This is a genomic window from Ignavibacteriales bacterium, assembly GCA_016709765.1.
Classification (GTDB): domain Bacteria; phylum Bacteroidota; class Ignavibacteria; order Ignavibacteriales; family Ignavibacteriaceae; genus IGN3.
On record JADJMD010000008.1, the window covers coordinates 31,828 to 48,576 of the forward strand.

A 16,749-nucleotide genomic window follows, 5' to 3' on the forward strand; every position below is an offset into this window, starting at 1 on the left:
TTGATTATTTGAAGGATAATTAAGCTATTAATGACTGTCCATCCGAAATATAATCGATAAAATATATCCTAGATATGGAGCAACTATTCACACTATCTTTATTTAAGAATCAATCAATATTTTAGATTAATATTTATTTTCTTTGTAATTTTGCGTTAATAGATTTTCTATTTAGTTTTATTAACGATTACAAGTAAAATTTTCAGAATTGACAAAGGGAATATGCAAAGTTCAAAAATAGATTTTCTTGGTAAATATAATGAGTTAATTCAAACCGCAATTCGCTCATCAGTTGATTTTCCTACAAAGTTATGTGATTTTATAGTAAAAGAATTTGAATTAGAGGCCGCTGTACTATTTAAAGTTACTAATAATTATAATCTTGAAGTTATTGGTAAATCAGCAACAGCAAAAAAATCTATAACCAGTGAAGTTCAGATATCCTGCCCAAATTGTAAAAATATTATTGAAAATGGTGAAGTTTGTCAATTTCTTACACAGACTAATTGCTCATTCAATATTACTGATCACATTATAAACGAAGGCTGTGTTTTAATAAAAGTTGCGGATGAACAATCTGCTTTACTTAAAGTTGCAAAAAAAACAAATTTTACTAAAAATGAAACTGACAATATTGAACTGATCAGTGAGTGTTCAAAAAATCTATTAAAACTATGGATTGGAAGCAAAGGAATACTTAACAATTCACTTAGCACAATTATTTCAAATATCGCACAGGAATTAAGAACACCAACTAACAGTATTATGGGTTTTGCCTCTTTGTTAAATGAGGAAAACTTATCACCTTCCCAAACGGAATATGTTGGAACTTTAAAGGATAATGCTTTCGAATTGCTTTCAGTAATAAATGATTTGATAGATCTTAGTAAGCTAGAAAGTGGAATCACAAAGGTAAATCTTACTTCTGTTAACATTAAAGATTATTTAAATGAAGTTGTTTCTTTATTCAGTTCTAAAATTGAAAAATCCAGAATTGAATTTGTAATGGACATTGATTCTGGAATTCCAGATAGTATAAAGATTGACACACAAAAATTAAGATATATCCTACTTAATATTTTAACCAATTCAGTTCGATTAACTGAACGTGGAAAAATTTCCGTTTCAGTGTCTGCACCAAACAATAAAAAACTTGTCTTCAGGATTTCTGATACAAGTCCCGGTTTAAATGCAAAGAAAAGTACAGAATTCTTTCAACCATTTGCATTAAATGAACTTCACGGTTCTAAGTTTGGAAATTTAACTGGTCTTGGACTTTCACTTACTAAAAAATATATTGAATACCTTAACGGCGATATCAGTATTTCAAGTGGAATAGGAAAAGGTATAACTTATACATTTTCTGTAATCGGTGAAATTCTTACATCAATTGAAGGACAATTAGCAGAACTTCCAAAACCGGTGGGAACAAAAAATAAAGTTCTTGTTGTTGAAGATGATTATGCAACTTCAAAACTGTTGAGTAATTATTTATCTAAATGGGGATACGAACCAACAATCGTCAATTCAGCTCAACAAGCGATGAAGATAGTTGAAACACAGCAGTTTCTATCCGTAATAATGGATATTATTTTACCGGATGCTAATGGTTTTGAACTATTAAAACAATTCAGGGAAAATCCACTGACAAAACACATGCCCGTTATAGTTTGCTCGGTGGAAGCAGAACAACAAAAAGCTTTTATGATGGGTGCCGTTGAATATTTTGTAAAGCCTATCAACTATAAATTTTTGGTTGAGGTTTTAACAAGTTATAAACTTAAAAAAGATTCCAATATTCTTATCGTTGATGATGACATCCCGACTCTTAATCTGATTAAAGAAGCTGTTGAGCAAGCTGGATTTAATGCCATTGCTGAACATCAATCAGCAAAAGTTATTGGTATGATTGAAAATTTGAATCTTGATCTTGCAATAATTGATCTGGATATGCCTGTTGTTAATGGATTTGATTTAATAAAGATGATTAAATCGAATAAAAGTTTTTCTAAACTTCCAATAATTATTTACACAGGTAAAGAATCTTACCAGGATGATCTTAAAAAAATTGATGGATTGTTTTCAGATTTGCTACACAAGAGCAGTACTAACATAGAAGATCTTGCGGAAACTGTTAATGCTATGATTAATAGATACGATGAACCATCAACACCGGAGGAAGCTAAAGAAGTTAAAGATTCGGTAAAAATATTATTAGTTGAAGATTATAAACATTCTCAAATTATTGTTACACGATTACTTAAGAAAAATAATTTTGAATCAATCGTTGTTGTTGAAAATGGCTTACAAGCTTATGAACAAGTTCAAGAACAGTATTATGATCTAATCCTTATGGATATGCAAATGCCAGTTATGAATGGATTTGAGGCAACTCAAAAAATCCGAGAACTTGATGATTATAAAGAAACTCCTATCATTGCACTAACAGCATTTGCTATGAAAGGTGATCGGGAAAAATGTTTGGAGGCAGGTGCCACCGATTACATTCCCAAACCGATTGACAGTCAGGAGTTTATAGAAAAAGTAAAATACTATACAGAGAATAAAGTAATTAAAAAATAGTGTTTCTTTTTATCCTCACTTCCCTATTCAAAATTACAAATACGAATTTGTATTTTTATTCATTCAATTTTAGGATTTCCCCAAATGATTAATGAAACTCCAAGAGTACGATTTGCTCCAAGTCCAACTGGCTATTTACACGTTGGCGGATTGCGAACAGCACTCTACAACTTTCTATTCGCAAAAAATAATAACGGTTCATTTGTATTAAGGATTGAAGACACTGATCGTAATCGTTTTGTAGAAGGCGCTGTTGAGAATCTAATTAGCGCTCTAAAATGGGCTGGATTAAATTTTGATGAAGGACCAGAAATCGGTGGAGATTTTGGACCTTATATGCAATCACAAAGATTAGATATTTATAAAAAATACTCTGACCAGTTGATCGAAAAAGGCAAAGCATATTATTGTTTTTGCACCACAGAAAGATTGCAAACCTTACGCGAAGAACAAGAAAAACAGAAACTACCTCAAGCAAAGTATGATAAACATTGCTTGCAATTATCTAAAGATGAAATCGCTAAAAATCTTGCTGCAGGAATTCCCAAAGTTGTACGATTAAATGTGATCCCAAATCAGACAATTAAGTTTGATGACATAGTTCGTAAACATGTTGAGTTTGAAAGTAACAATGTTGATGATCAGGTATTAATAAAAAGTGATGGATATCCAACGTATCATCTTGCAAACGTTGTTGATGATCATTTAATGAAAATCACACACGTTATTCGTGGTGAAGAGTGGCTTTCATCAACACCAAAACACGTTTTACTTTATGATTCATTTGAATGGGAGCGCCCAATATTTGCACATCTTCCATTACTTCTAAACCCTGATCGTTCCAAACTTAGTAAAAGACAAGGTGATGTTGCGGTTGAGGACTATCGAGATAAGGGATATTTAAAAGATGCTCTTATAAATTTTGTTGCCTTGCTTGGGTGGAATGCAGGTGATGATAAAGAATTTTACTATATAGATGAATTAATAAAAAGTTTTTCATTAGAAAGAGTCAATAAAGCCGGAGCCGTTTTCGATCTTCAAAAATTAAATTGGTTGAATGCGGAACACTTGAGAAAAAAATCAAATGAAGAATTATTGTCGCTATTAAAAGATGAAATTCGAAAATCAAAATTCAAAAATGAGAATTATTCAGACAATTTTTTATCATCGCTTATAGAAGCAATGAAAGAACGTGTTTCTTTTGTAAAAGAGTTTATTGATACTTGCACTTATTTCTATGAAGCTCCAACTGCCTATGAACAAAAATCAATTGAAAAGAATTGGAAACCTGAAACAGCAGCACATTTAAATAGATTAAAAGATGAATTTTCCTCACTAAAGAATCCATCTAAAGAAGAATTTGAACATGCGCTTGCAAAAATTTCGGAAGAATTAAATGTTAGCAAAGGGAAATTAATTCATCCACTAAGATTGGCTGTCTCTGGACTGAGTACAGGACCAGGAATGTTTGATTTGCTTATTACTCTTGGTAAAGATGAAGTTGTGAAAAGAATTGAAACTGCAATTGAAAAAATATCAGTCTAAAACTTTAGCCTAAATAAACCAATATTTTAGAAGTTATAAATGCGATAGATATTCCAATTGTAAAGCTTAACAATGTGCCTATCAAAACGTACTCAACCATCACTTTGTCTTTTTCATTTTTAATCTCGGCATATCTTAATATTGATTTAGCTGTAATTAAAAATCCAACAACTGCTGGTAACTCCGCAAGAAATAAAACAAGGATAATTATTCTTTCTAAGTAACCAATAATTCTTCCTGTTTTTATTTCATCCTTATTATTATTCTCGCCTTTAAATATTTTAAGCTGAAATGGTTTGATTATATAGCTAATAATAATACTGCTAAACTTTGTTATAACTATTACTGCAACTACAATCATCAATACTTTTATATAAGTATTTCCAAAAGCAGCAAACCAAAACAGGTTATTTGCTTCTTGGAAAAGTTTATTCTGTATAGAAAAAGATAATAGCAGTATAACTAAATAATGTGCAGTTTGATCAATGGAGAAAATAAATAATGAATCTTTTTTTATAGCGTTTTTTAACAAATCAATTATCGAATGAGTAAGTAATATTGATGACGGAATTATATAATTACTCCAATCCCCTACCAAAAAATAACTTAGTAATGTAACAAGCACAATGTGCTTACCAAATACCAATGGGCTTTGCTTTTTCTTCACATCTTCATCGGTTTGAAGAATAAAATCAGCAAGAAAATGTGCTGTTAATAGTGGGATAAGAATTTGAATTAATATACTGTTCATTTAAGATCATCCAGAAATTCTTTTCAATAATAGAGATTAGCTTAAAAGCTTATAACATCTATTTTTAGTTATATAGATACTTAGTTAGCATAAACAACATTATAAAGTTGTTTTATATCAGTACAACCTTAAAAGGTTGTATTTAGTTATTACAACCTTAAAGGGTTGTACAGCCATTATTTAGGTTTAGCATTGTTTGAAACACTAAGTAAAACATTTTTAAAAAGATTTAAATTATCTTCAACAATCATCCAACCGATTGAATCCATCTGTTTGGAAACAGCTTGTTGTGTTATACGAAGTTTTACGGCAATTGATTGTTGATCCATGTTTTGAAGAGCAAGCAAAACTATTTTACACTGATTACTCGTCCATTTTGAAGAAATATGATCTGTATTCTGAATAATCAAATCTATAACATCTGAGTTTGGAATTATATCAGAAACAAATCTGATTTTTCTTTTACCTTTTTTATCTAATGCTTTGCCGGAAATCTTGTAGGCGTTTCCAACACCAAATGATGACTCAATATAATCAACAGTACCAATTGAGATAGCCATTCTTGCATCAATAGAACTAAGCTGCATTTTAGCTCTTAAGTATGCACGATAAAACAGAGCAATACTTAGAGCCAATTCTGGTTTTTTAATAAGAAGCTGCCAGCTGTCTCCACGGAATAATTCAGGTTCATACTTTAAAGCATCGGGAAAAATCTTAGAAAGATCTTTAGAGGAACTTTTCATAACTTTTACTAAAAGCTTATGATTTTCTAAAGATAATTTTGATGATTTAACAATATCGCATGTTATAACCGAATACAACTTTTTAGTTTTTTCTTTTGCCATAATGATTTATCTAAAAAATGTTTTTACTTTCTTCCACTTGTTTTAGCCCAGGTATCTTTTAAAGTAACAGTACGATTAAAAACAAGTTTTTCATTTGTTGAATGCTTTATATCAACACAAAAATAACCCTGTCTTTCAAACTGAAACCGATCGCCTGCTTTTGCGGATTTTACAAAAGGCTCCAGTTTAGCATTTTCTAAAATCACCAAAGAATTTGGATTTATGAGATCCTTGTAATCTTTATCTTTTTCACTTGCAGGATCTTCAACTGTTAAAAGTCTATCATACAACCTTACTTCACAATCAACTGCGTGATTAATAGAAACCCAATGAATGGTGCCTTTGACTTTTTTTGTACTTGTGCCGCTGCCGCTTTTTGTTTCAGGATCGTAGCTGCAGTTAAGTTGAATCACTTCACCGTGTTCATTTTTAATTACCTCTTCACATTTGATTATGTATGCGTAACGTAATCTAACTTCACCACCAAGAATTAATCTATGAAACCCTTTTACGGGCTCTTCCATAAAATCAGTTCGTTCAATATAAAGTTCTTTTTCAAAAGGAACTTTACGATGTCCCATTTCAGCATCTTCAGGATTATTAACTGCTTCAAGTTCTTCTTCCCCGTTATAATTCGTAATGACAACTTTTAAAGGATCAAGAACTGCCATAACTCTTTGTGACCGCTTATTTAGATCTTCTCTAATTGAATATTCAAGCAGAGCAATCTCAGTCATAGCATCTCGCTTGGCAACGCCAATTGTTTCTGCAAAATTCTGGATTGCTTCTGAAGTATAACCTCTTCTTCTAAATGCAGAAATAGTTGGCATTCTAGGGTCATCCCATCCATCAACAAATTTTTGTTCTACTAGCTCAAGTAATTTCCTTTTGCTCATAAACGTGTAAGTAAGATTTAATCTTGCAAATTCTATTTGCTGAGGATGATAAATCTCTAGTTCATTTAAAAACCAATCATACAATGGTCTATGTACTTCAAACTCAAGTGTACAAATAGAATGCGTAATGGTTTCAATCGAATCCTCAAGTCCATGCGCCCAATCGTATGTTGGATATATGCACCATTTACTTCCGGTGCGATGATGTTCAGAATGAATAATTCTGTACATAACTGGATCGCGTAAAAGCATATTTGGAGATGACATATCAATTTTTGCACGAAGAACTTTTTCACCATTCTTAAATTCGCCTTTTCGCATTCGTTCAAACAAATCCAGATTTTCTTCAGCTGATCGACTACGATTTGGACTTTCTTTTCCTGCTTCGATTATTGTTCCGCGTAAACCACGCATTGTTTCGGAATCAGTGTCATCCACATAAGCTTTACCTTTTTTAATAAGCTTAACTGCCCACTCATACATTTGCTCAAAATAATCAGAAGCAAAAAATATTCTATCTTCAAAATCACCGCCGAGCCATTTTACATCTTCGATAATCGAATAAACATACTCCTGTTCTTCTTTTACAGGATTTGTATCATCAAAACGCAAATTAAATTTGCCTTTGTAATCGCGGGCTATACCATAATTAAGACAAATTGATTTTGCATGTCCGATATGCAAATAACCGTTTGGTTCAGGTGGAAAACGGGTATGAACTCTTCCATTCCATTTATTAGTTTTAAAATCTTCATCAATTATTTCGTAGATAAAATTCTTAGATTTTTCTTTTAAAGAATCATTTAGGTTTGATTTATTATTTTCCATAATTCCAATGTTTGTTATTGGATACAAAAATAATGAAAGCTGGGTTAAAGCGTAAGTGTGTGGTTAGAATAATATTAACGAATGTAAAAACAAGTTAAGGGACGAGTGATGCAGAAAGGATTAAACTCGCCCGGAAACTTTATATATTTTTAACATCTGTAAAAAATACTCTATTTTATTTCTATCGAGAAGATTTGGAATTCTTTTAAAGTTGGAATACACTTTTGTAATTCCCGTTAATCTTCCAAACTCATTTACCATTTGTTGGATGACTTTACCATCATCTTCGATGTCGTAATGTCCATCCTGCCCGATATACGTTTTGCTCATAAATTTAATGTTTAATAATTAATCAAAAATAATGTTATCTGGTTTTTCTATCACTTCTATGTAAGAAATCTCAGGTATATGATTTTCTTCTAGAAGATCTTCAATCTCTTCTTCAGAATAGTCATCAACATTATTCCAATTGCTAACCAACAAATAAACATCCGTAACTTTCTGATGCTTTTTGTTTTTTGCTCTGTAAATATTTTTCATCATAACTCCTTTTTGTTTAGATGATGTAAAACAATCATTGTGCCATAGTTTGCACTTAATTCATTATCGAAAAAATGTCTCAAAAATTTATACCATGGCGAGAGAAATCTTTTTATGATCCACATTTTGATTGGTTAGTATCATTAAGTTTTTTATCTTTTGCCCATAAAAATTCTAAAATATGAACTTTGTTCTTTAAAATAATTGCCGAAATGGCGGAATTGGTAGACGCGCTGGACTCAAAATCCAGTGAGGCTTAAACCTCGTGCCGGTTCGAGTCCGGCTTTCGGTACTTTTGCCTCCTTTATAGGAGGCTTTTTTATAAATATCTGTACTTTTGGTTAATTACAGACTATCAGTAAAAATTATTACAACAATTGAATCTTAATTTTTCCAAAATATTTTTCATAATTCTCGTTTCGATAATCATCTCTCTCGTTTATAATCACTTCAATCCCAATGGTTTAATTTTGATTCGACAAGAAAGAATTTTGAATTGGGCAAACGATTCACTTTCCACTCTAAATAAAAATGATTACTCTATTGCGGATTCAAAATCATCTGAATTAAATCAATCACTTGACTCCTTTGTTATTGATAAAAAATCAGAAATCATCGAACAAACTGAATCATTTAAAGAACCTAAAGCAATCATATTAAATTTTGCTTACAAATTGTTTAATCAAGGAATTAGATTTATCGATGCACGTTCACCAGAAGAATTTGCAGAAGGACACATTAAAAATGCAATTAACATTCCATTTTATGGTTCTGAAAATTATCTAAATTCAATAAATCAATTAGATAAAAACGATACTATTGTTACATATTGCAGTTCCGCAGAATGTGATATAAGCACTCTTTCAGGTGAAGAACTTTTTAAAATGGGATTCAAAAGGGTCTATGTATTTGTTGGTGGTTATGATGAATGGACAGCAAATAATTATCCAATAAATATTAAGAAGTGAATGAAAAATATATTTTCAAATAAATACCTGCTCCTTGTACTTAGAATTACACTTGGTTTTATTTTTATTTATGCTGGAACGGAAAAGATTGCAAATCCGGAAGCTTTTGCAATTTCAATATCTAATTATCGATTGTTTCCAATTGCAATATTAAACTTATTTGCAATTACACTTCCATGGATTGAACTAATTAGCGGGTTACTTTTACTATTTGGTATTGCTGTAAAAGAGAACAGCGCAATTCTTTTTTCTTTACTATTAGTTTTTACCATGGCAATAATTATTAGTTTATTTCGCGGATTAAGTATCGATTGCGGCTGTTTTGGCAAAGGAACTCAAATCGGGTTGATGAAACTTGGTGAGAATACTTTAATGATTGTTGGGTCGTTTCTTTTAATTATTTTTGGATCAGATTTGTTAAATCTAAAATCCTAAATATTCTATTAGTCATTTAATTTATTAATCACCTCCACAGTATCTCTTAAAACTCCAAGCGATCTTTGACTTAGCAAATCAATTTTTACTAAGCCTAAATCCTCAATAGAATACATATCCGGCTGTGTTATTATCAAACCTAAACCTTTGTTCTTTGCATATTCCAAAGCGCAATAATCCGTAATTTTAGTTGGAGTAATAACAATTCCACTTGGATGAATACTTAAATGCCTAGGAAAGTTTGCAATTTTTGATGCAAATTCTGTGATAGTTTTCCATGGCTCTTTCTCAAAACCTATGTTGCGGGATTCAGGAAATAGTTGAGAAATTTTTGTGAGATTTGATGCGTTTGTCCACGGAATTTTTTTACTAAACTTTGAAATTTCACGATCAGAAATTCCGAAAGCTTTTGCTACTTCCCTAAACGCAGATCTAGCACGGAATGTAATAATTGTTGATATCATTGCAACTTTTTCATAGCCATATTTTTCAAATACATACTTTACAATTTCATCGCGCTCTTTCCAGGAAAAATCTAAATCAACATCAGGCGGACTTCTGCGTGCTTTATTCAAAAATCTTTCGAAGTAAAGATTTAATTTTATCGGATCAACTTGTGTTAATTCCAGACAATAAGCCACCAAACTATTTGCCGCCGAACCTCTGCCAATAGTCAAAATCCCCCTTCTTTTAGCCTCTTTAACAATATCCCAAACAATTAAAAAATAGTCCACAAAGTTTAATTCATTAATTACTCTAAGCTCATATTCTAATCGAGTTTTTATTTTAGGATCAATTGTCGTGTATCGTTTTTGCAATCCTTTGAAAGATATTGTATTAAGATGTTCAACTTTATTCTGATGCTGCTCATTTGAATATTGTGGATACTTATAATTGCCCAATCCCAAATTAACATCACACTCAGATGCGATTTTATTAGAGTTTGCAATTGCTTCAGGAAGCTTTCTGAAAACATTTTCCAATTCTGATTGAGACTTAAAATAAAATTCTTCATCTACTAATTCATCTTCAGAAACTGAATTAATCGTTTTATTTAAACGAATTGCGGTAACGAGTTTGTGTAATTCAAAATCTTCCCTGCATAAAAAGTAAATTGGATTTGAAGCAAGGATTGGAATATTATTTTGATTAGAATATTCAAAAAGTTTTAATGCATTTTTTTTATTTGATTTTGTAGGAATGATTTCCGCATAAACAGAGTTTTGTTTATTTATTATTTCAAGTAATTCAACGCTTGGCGTAATAAATATTAAATTTTTCCATTTAGCTTTTAGAATACTAAGTATGGAAAAGTCGTCATTTAATTTTCTCTGCGTTATAATTCTACAAAGATCAGAATATCCTTCATTATTCTTTGCTAAGATTATTACATAATTTTTTTTGTCATTTGGTTCATCAATTTGAACACCATAAATAGGATTTATTCCAGCTTCTATTGCTTTTTTAGCAAACTGAATTAATCCATACATTGCATTTAAATCTGTAACAGCAATTGATGAAATATTATTATTTATACACTCTTTAATTAAATCATCAATTTTTATTGTGCCATTTAGAAGTGAGTAATTTGTATGTACGTGAAGTGGAATCATCTTTTACAATTTTTTAAGCAAATTATAAAAAGAAGTCATGATTGTGAAGTGGAAATTATAATTGTGATGTTGAAGCTATTATAAATTTTTTAAAGCTTTATCTGCAATGTCTTTTCTAAAGTAAATTCCATCAAAATGAATTTTATTTATTGCCTTATATGCTATTTCTTTCGCTGTTTTTAGATCATTATTATCAATAACGGAGGTAACGCCTAAAACTCTTCCGCCATTTGTTAAGATTTTATTATTAGATTTTTTAGTTCCTGCGTGATAAATAATTAAATTCTCATCCGAATTCTCAAAACCAGTAATTTCAAATCCTTTATCATAGGTGTCAGGATAACCAGCTGAAGCTGCAACAACACAAACAGAACTACCGCCAGAATAGCTAACTGAGTTTGAATCTAAATTTCCACAAGCGGCGGAATAAAGCAACTGTAAAAAATCTCCATCCAATAGTGGAAGTACTACTTGTGTTTCAGGATCACCAAATCTGCAATTAAATTCTATTACTTTAGGTCCCTCTTTTGTGATTATCAAACCAGCGTACAAACAACCAATAAAACTATTATCTGATTTTCTCATCTGATCGAGAGTTGGTTTGATAATTATTCTTTCAATTTCCTCAAGCAATTCTGGTGTTATAATTGGAGCAGGTGCATAAGCGCCCATTCCACCCGTATTTTTTCCGGTATCACCATCTCCGATTCTTTTGTGATCCTGCGCTGCAGGAAGACATATGAATTTTTCGCCTTCCGTAATCGCAAAGATTGAAGCTTCTTCCCCCTGCAAGAATTCTTCAATAATTAACTTGCTCCCAGAATCTCCAAAAACCCTTTGCTCAAATATTTCATTTACTGCCTTTTGAGCTTCTTTCTCATTACTGCAAATAAAAACACCTTTACCGGCAGCTAAACCATCTGCTTTAATTACAGTTGGATAACTTATTTGTTTTAGATAGGTTAAAGCATCAGCTATTTGAGTGGAATCAAACTCAAAATATCTAGCTGTTGGAATATTTGCCTCAAACATTATTTTCTTAGCAAATGCTTTACTTGATTCAATTTGTGCTGCTTTACTTGAAGGACCAAACACTTTAAATCCAGCTAATCGTAATGAATCTGCAAGACCATCAACTAGTGGCTGTTCAGGTCCGATTACAACTAAATCTATATTATTCGTTTTACAAAAGCCAACTATTTTAAGATTATTTGAAGTATCTATTTCTAAATTAGTTGCAATAATCTCAGTTCCGGGATTACCGGGAGCACAATAAAGCCTAGTTAATTTCTTACTCTGTTTAATTTTTATTGCAAGTGCATGTTCCCTTCCACCGGAACCAATTAATAAAACTTGCATTAAACTTCTGCCCGCAGTTTTAGTTGGAATTGCTTAGTTAAAACTTCTGTCAAATTATCGCGTCTGAACTTCTCAAGTATTTCATCAGAAGGTATTGGAAGTGAATTATTTTTATAATGCTCGTATATTTTTAAAATCGCTGATTTTATTTCATCAATATTATCCGGGCTACAAACAAATCCTGCACCGGATTCTTCAACCGCCATTTTTGCTGCTCCATCAGGGACACAAGCAAGGATAGGTTTTTTAGCACCAATATATTCATAAACTTTACCAGGAAGAATTGCATCTATATTTCTTCTTCGCCCAACCATAAACCATAAAACATCCGCAGATTTTATTTTTGCTATTGCCTCAGTATGATTTACATACCCATGGTCTTTAACAAATGATTGAATTTGGAGCTTACGTATAAGTTTTTGATTTTCTTTTCTAAGAAATCCAACAAAATGTAATTCGATATTTGACGCTATATCCGGCCGTTCAATTGTTAACTTCTTAAAAGCTTTTAAAAAATAGGATGGTGTATTGTAAACCATAAATATTCCGGAGTACAAAAGCACCATTTTATTTTGTGGTTTTGGCTGTGCTTCAATTTTATCAAAATCATCTTTATCATAACCGTGTGAAATAATTACAACATCTTCAAAAGTTAAAAAAGGATAGATGCTTAATAACTTTTCTTTAATTTTTCTGTTAGTCACAATAATTCTATCAGCAGCCTTTAACGCATTGTACTCTTTTTTCTTGTGAAGCAATTTATGAAAAGGAGTAGCATAAAAAGCGAAATAACTTTTGAACCACAGATCACGATAGTCTGCAAACAAAGGTATATCGTGCTTCTTCTTTATTTGTGAGATTACATCAAAGGCAGAAAAAGGTGGACAAGTGATGAATAGTGCATCATACTTTTCAGTACTAAGAATTTCATCAATCTTTTTATAAGCAAGTTTGGACCAAGAAATTTTATTATCCGGAATAAAAAATGTTTGGCTCAGTTTATCAAAAATATTTCTTATGAACTCACTTGGTAGTTTCATTGTACCAAGTTTGGCTAAAACTGAATTTGGCTCTTTACTTCCGGAAACTCTTATCACTTTTATTTCTGTGTCTTCTAATTCTTTTTTGAGAGAATTATCGTGTGCAAAATATGCAACATTTCCGCTGGTTATAACTGTAGGTTCCCAGTTATAATTTTTCATATACTTAACAAACTTTAAAGTTCTTTGAACACCACTTAATCCCATTGGGGGGAAATAATACGCAACAACTAAAACTTTAAACATTATTAACTAAAACCTATTTATGACTTTGATAATTTGGTGCTTCTTGTGTTAAAATTACATCATGCGGATGACTTTCTTTAAGACCCGCAAGTGTAATTTGCATAAACTTACTTTTTGTTTTAAGCGATTTAATATTGGCATTTCCGGTATAACCCATCGATGCTTTTAAACCACCAACCAATTGATAAACAGTATCTTCGAGTGGTCCTTTGTAAGGGACTCTTCCTTCAATTCCTTCAGGAACAAGTTTTTTGATATCATCTTCAGCATCCTGAAAATATCTGTCTTTACTTCCTTTTTTCATTGCGCTTAGAGAACCCATTCCGCGGTAAGATTTAAAACTTCTCCCCTCATAAAGAATTTTTTCACCAGGGCTTTCCTCCACCCCGGCAAACAAACCACCAATCATCACCGAATCAGCTCCGGCGGCAATAGCTTTTGGGACATCACCTGTTTGCTTTATTCCGCCATCTGCAATAATTGGAATACCATATTTTTTTGCCGCATTATAAGTGTGTGCAATTGCAGTAATTTGTGGAACGCCAACACCTGCTATTATTCTTGTTGTACAAATTGAGCCTGGTCCAATGCCTACTTTGATTGCATCAACCTTACAATTTATGAGATCAAGTGCAGCTTCATAAGTTGCTATATTACCAACAATTAACTGTATATATTTAAATTTTCTACGAATCTCTTTTACAACTTTAATTACCCCGGTAGAATGACCATGAGCCGTATCGATTACTATAGCATCAGCGCCCGCATCAGTCAAAGCTTGTACCCTCTCAATTGTATCGAACGTAACGCCAACTCCTGCTCCAACTCGCAATCTGCCATGCTCATCTTTACAGGCAAAAGGATGTTTTTTCTTTTTTAATATATCTTTGAAAGTAATTAATCCTTTTAATGTTCCTGTCTTATCTACAACTGGCAGCTTTTCTATTTTGTAATTCTGAAGTATTCGCTCAGCTTTTTCTAGTGTTGTACCAAGAGGAGCAGTAATTAAATTCTCTTTTGTCATAAGATCTGAAACTCTAAGACTCTTATTAGGTTCAAATCTTAAATCTCTGTTTGTTAAAATTCCAACAAGTTTATGGTTGTTATCTATGATAGGAATGCCCGAAACACGATACCTCTTCATTATTTCAAGAGCATCACTAATTGTCTTATTTGGTGTAAGAGTAATTGGATTTCTAATCATTCCACTTTCAGATCGCTTTACCTTATCAACTTCATTACATTGTTCTTCAATCGTTAGATTCTTATGCAGAATTCCTATCCCGCCTTCTCGTGCAATTGCAATCGCCATCGCAGATTCGGTAACCGTATCCATAGCAGCTGAGACAATGGGAATATTCAACTTTATTTCCGGCGTAAGATAGGTTGAAATATCAACTTCTCGTGGAAGCACTGAGGATTTACCGGGTATAAGTAAAACATCATCAAATGTTAAACCTATTTCAAAATATTTCTTATCTAACATAAAACTCCTAATGTATCATAATCAAAATAAAAAAAATTCACTTATTCAAACGCCGCAAAACCGGTAATATCCTCACCAATAATTAGAGTATGCATTTCGTGAGTTCCTTCGTATGTAATAACGGATTCCAAATTTGCTGAATGCCGCATAACCGGGTATTCATCCAAAATACCATTTGCTCCCAGAACCTGACGAGACATTCGAGCAATATCCAAAGCAATCTTACAATTATTTCTTTTTGCCATCGAAACTTGATTGAATTTTAATGATCCTTTATCTTTTAATCTTCCTAATTGTAAATTTAATAATTGAGATTTAGTAATCTCGGTAACCATATATACTAGCTTATCTTGTGTCATTTGATATGCCGCAATAGGTTTGCTAAACTGTTTTCGTGATTTAGCATAATTCAAAGCAGAGTCATAACACGCCATCATCGATCCTACAACTCCCCATGCAATTCCATATCTTGCCTGATTAAGGCACATCAAAGCATTTTTTAATCCTTCAGTTTTCGGGAGCAAGTTCTCTTCAGGCATAAATACATTATCGAAAATAAGTTCTGATGTAACAGAGGCTCTAAGGGAGTGTTTCCCCTTCATTTCCGGCGCAGTAAATCCTTTCATTCCCCTTTCAACTAAAAAGCCTCGCACAACACCGTCTAACTTAGCCCAAACAACGGCAACATCTGCAATGGTGCCATTTGTAATCCACATTTTAGCACCGTTAAGAATAAATCCACCATCTACCTTTTCAGCTTTTGTAATCATTCCACCCGGATTTGAACCGAAATCAGGTTCTGTTAATCCGAAGCATCCAATCTTTTCTCCTAAAGCTAAATCGGGTAACCATTTATCTTTTTGTGCTTCACTTCCAAAAGTAAAAATAGGATACATTACTAAGGCACTTTGTACAGATGCAAAACTTCTAATACCACTATCACCTCTTTCAAGCTCTTGCATTATCAAACCATATGCAACATTGTTTAATTCTGCACAATTATATTTTGCGGGAAGTGTTGGACCGAACAAACCCATTTCAGCCATTTTGGTAATTAGCTGCATGGGAAATTTTGATTCTCTGTTGTACTCTTCAATAATCGGAAGAACCTGTTCGCTAACAAATTCACGCACAGTCTCTCTAATCATTATTTCTTCTTCTGAAAGCAAAGAATCAATATTAAAATAGTCTACGCCTATAAACTTATGCATTTTTTCTTTCTAAAATTTGAATGGTTAAAATTATTAAAAGCCGTAAAGAGAAACAATTTTAATTATATAATTCTACAATATGATTCGCCTTAATAAAATTACCTTGATAAACTCAATAAATAATTTAATCTTTGCCAAGTGATAAAACTTAGAAATAAAATATCAAAATTTTCGGCTTACATTGTTTTGTTAGGTTATCTAACTATAACGACTGCGAATGTATTCCATCATCACAATATTGATTTAGGGAAACTCTCTTCTTCAATAAATTCATCTGAAAAAAAACAAACTAGCCACTTAAGTTTTATTGGCTCTGAGATTTTTTGTGTTGTTCATTTTGCATACAACTCATTACATAACTCACTATTATCATTTAATAATCCAATCCACGATTGCCAAAATA

At 32.0% G+C, this 16,749-nt stretch carries 14 protein-coding genes and 1 tRNA gene; 5 read left to right on the forward strand and 10 right to left on the reverse strand.

Going from position 1 to position 16,749, the window contains the following annotated elements:
- Positions 1 to 222: 222 nt before the first annotated feature.
- The gene (locus tag IPJ23_01565) at positions 223 to 2,583 is read left to right on the forward strand and encodes a response regulator (protein MBK7629410.1); all 2,361 of its coding nucleotides are present in this window, start codon (positions 223 to 225) and stop codon (positions 2,581 to 2,583) included.
- Positions 2,584 to 2,667: 84 nt separating this feature from the next.
- On the forward strand, positions 2,668 to 4,128 hold the full coding sequence (locus IPJ23_01570; protein MBK7629411.1) for a glutamate--tRNA ligase: 1,461 nt from the start codon (positions 2,668 to 2,670) through the stop codon (positions 4,126 to 4,128).
- A 4-nt stretch (positions 4,129 to 4,132) separates the two neighbouring features.
- On the opposite strand, the gene IPJ23_01575 is transcribed toward IPJ23_01570, so the two are convergent.
- The 5 genes from IPJ23_01575 to IPJ23_01595 all read right to left on the reverse strand — a co-directional run bounded on the left by IPJ23_01575 (position 4,133) and on the right by IPJ23_01595 (position 7,988).
- Positions 4,133 to 4,879, reverse strand: a complete 747-nt coding sequence (locus IPJ23_01575) for a DUF3307 domain-containing protein (GenBank protein ID MBK7629412.1) — start codon at positions 4,877 to 4,879, stop codon at positions 4,133 to 4,135.
- Between the two features lie 176 nt (positions 4,880 to 5,055).
- Entirely contained in the window at positions 5,056 to 5,724 is a 669-nt protein-coding gene (locus tag IPJ23_01580; GenBank protein MBK7629413.1) for a hypothetical protein, read from the reverse strand.
- 23 nt (positions 5,725 to 5,747) lie between these two features.
- Positions 5,748 to 7,448, reverse strand: a complete 1,701-nt coding sequence (locus IPJ23_01585) for a glutamine--tRNA ligase/YqeY domain fusion protein (protein ID MBK7629414.1) — start codon at positions 7,446 to 7,448, stop codon at positions 5,748 to 5,750.
- Positions 7,449 to 7,568: 120 nt separating this feature from the next.
- Entirely contained in the window at positions 7,569 to 7,778 is a 210-nt protein-coding gene (locus IPJ23_01590) for a hypothetical protein (GenBank protein MBK7629415.1), read from the reverse strand.
- Positions 7,779 to 7,796: 18 nt separating this feature from the next.
- Positions 7,797 to 7,988, reverse strand: a complete 192-nt coding sequence (locus IPJ23_01595) for a hypothetical protein (GenBank protein MBK7629416.1) — start codon at positions 7,986 to 7,988, stop codon at positions 7,797 to 7,799.
- 206 nt (positions 7,989 to 8,194) lie between these two features.
- Here IPJ23_01595 and IPJ23_01600 point away from each other — a divergent pair.
- The 3 genes from IPJ23_01600 (at position 8,195) to IPJ23_01610 (ending at position 9,391) form a co-directional block, all read left to right on the forward strand.
- A tRNA-Leu gene (locus tag IPJ23_01600) sits at positions 8,195 to 8,280 on the forward strand.
- Between the two features lie 178 nt (positions 8,281 to 8,458).
- A complete protein-coding gene (locus tag IPJ23_01605; protein MBK7629417.1) occupies positions 8,459 to 8,956 on the forward strand; it encodes a rhodanese-like domain-containing protein in 498 nt (165 codons plus the stop codon).
- Positions 8,957 to 9,391 (forward strand): DoxX family membrane protein, encoded by a 435-nt coding sequence (locus IPJ23_01610; protein ID MBK7629418.1) that lies wholly within the window; start codon positions 8,957 to 8,959, stop codon positions 9,389 to 9,391.
- Between the two features lie 8 nt (positions 9,392 to 9,399).
- Here IPJ23_01610 and IPJ23_01615 read toward each other — a convergent pair whose 3' ends face one another.
- From IPJ23_01615 to IPJ23_01635, 5 genes are all read right to left on the reverse strand, one after another.
- Complete coding sequence (locus tag IPJ23_01615; GenBank protein MBK7629419.1) at positions 9,400 to 11,004, reverse strand: DNA polymerase III subunit alpha; 1,605 nt, start codon at positions 11,002 to 11,004, stop codon at positions 9,400 to 9,402.
- A 78-nt stretch (positions 11,005 to 11,082) separates the two neighbouring features.
- Positions 11,083 to 12,363, reverse strand: a complete 1,281-nt coding sequence (gene purD / locus IPJ23_01620) for a phosphoribosylamine--glycine ligase (protein ID MBK7629420.1) — start codon at positions 12,361 to 12,363, stop codon at positions 11,083 to 11,085.
- A complete protein-coding gene (locus IPJ23_01625; protein ID MBK7629421.1) occupies positions 12,363 to 13,649 on the reverse strand; it encodes a glycosyltransferase family 4 protein in 1,287 nt (428 codons plus the stop codon). The genes purD and IPJ23_01625 overlap by 1 nt, the downstream gene beginning before the upstream one ends.
- A 13-nt stretch (positions 13,650 to 13,662) precedes the next feature.
- A complete protein-coding gene (guaB, locus tag IPJ23_01630) occupies positions 13,663 to 15,135 on the reverse strand; it encodes an IMP dehydrogenase (GenBank protein ID MBK7629422.1) in 1,473 nt (490 codons plus the stop codon).
- Between the two features lie 41 nt (positions 15,136 to 15,176).
- Complete coding sequence (locus IPJ23_01635) at positions 15,177 to 16,346, reverse strand: acyl-CoA dehydrogenase family protein (protein ID MBK7629423.1); 1,170 nt, start codon at positions 16,344 to 16,346, stop codon at positions 15,177 to 15,179.
- Positions 16,347 to 16,749: the final 403 nt, after the last annotated feature.

What these genes read in the sequence shown, in the direction of transcription:
- IPJ23_01565 (MBK7629410.1), top strand. Translation starts at nt 223, where the DNA reads ATGCAAAGTTCAAAAATAGATTTTCTTGGTAAATATAATGAGTTAATT.
- IPJ23_01570 (MBK7629411.1), top strand. Translation starts at nt 2,668, where the DNA reads ATGATTAATGAAACTCCAAGAGTACGATTTGCTCCAAGTCCAACTGGC.
- IPJ23_01575 (MBK7629412.1), bottom strand. Translation starts at nt 4,879, where the DNA reads ATGAACAGTATATTAATTCAAATTCTTATCCCACTATTAACAGCACAT.
- IPJ23_01580 (MBK7629413.1), bottom strand. Translation starts at nt 5,724, where the DNA reads ATGGCAAAAGAAAAAACTAAAAAGTTGTATTCGGTTATAACATGCGAT.
- IPJ23_01585 (MBK7629414.1), bottom strand. Translation starts at nt 7,448, where the DNA reads ATGGAAAATAATAAATCAAACCTAAATGATTCTTTAAAAGAAAAATCT.
- IPJ23_01590 (MBK7629415.1), bottom strand. Translation starts at nt 7,778, where the DNA reads ATGAGCAAAACGTATATCGGGCAGGATGGACATTACGACATCGAAGAT.
- IPJ23_01595 (MBK7629416.1), bottom strand. Translation starts at nt 7,988, where the DNA reads ATGAAAAATATTTACAGAGCAAAAAACAAAAAGCATCAGAAAGTTACG.
- IPJ23_01610 (MBK7629418.1), top strand. Translation starts at nt 8,957, where the DNA reads ATGAAAAATATATTTTCAAATAAATACCTGCTCCTTGTACTTAGAATT.
- IPJ23_01615 (MBK7629419.1), bottom strand. Translation starts at nt 11,004, where the DNA reads ATGATTCCACTTCACGTACATACAAATTACTCACTTCTAAATGGCACA.
- purD (MBK7629420.1), bottom strand. Translation starts at nt 12,363, where the DNA reads ATGCAAGTTTTATTAATTGGTTCCGGTGGAAGGGAACATGCACTTGCA.
- IPJ23_01625 (MBK7629421.1), bottom strand. Translation starts at nt 13,649, where the DNA reads ATGTTTAAAGTTTTAGTTGTTGCGTATTATTTCCCCCCAATGGGATTA.
- guaB (MBK7629422.1), bottom strand. Translation starts at nt 15,135, where the DNA reads ATGTTAGATAAGAAATATTTTGAAATAGGTTTAACATTTGATGATGTT.
- IPJ23_01635 (MBK7629423.1), bottom strand. Translation starts at nt 16,346, where the DNA reads ATGCATAAGTTTATAGGCGTAGACTATTTTAATATTGATTCTTTGCTT.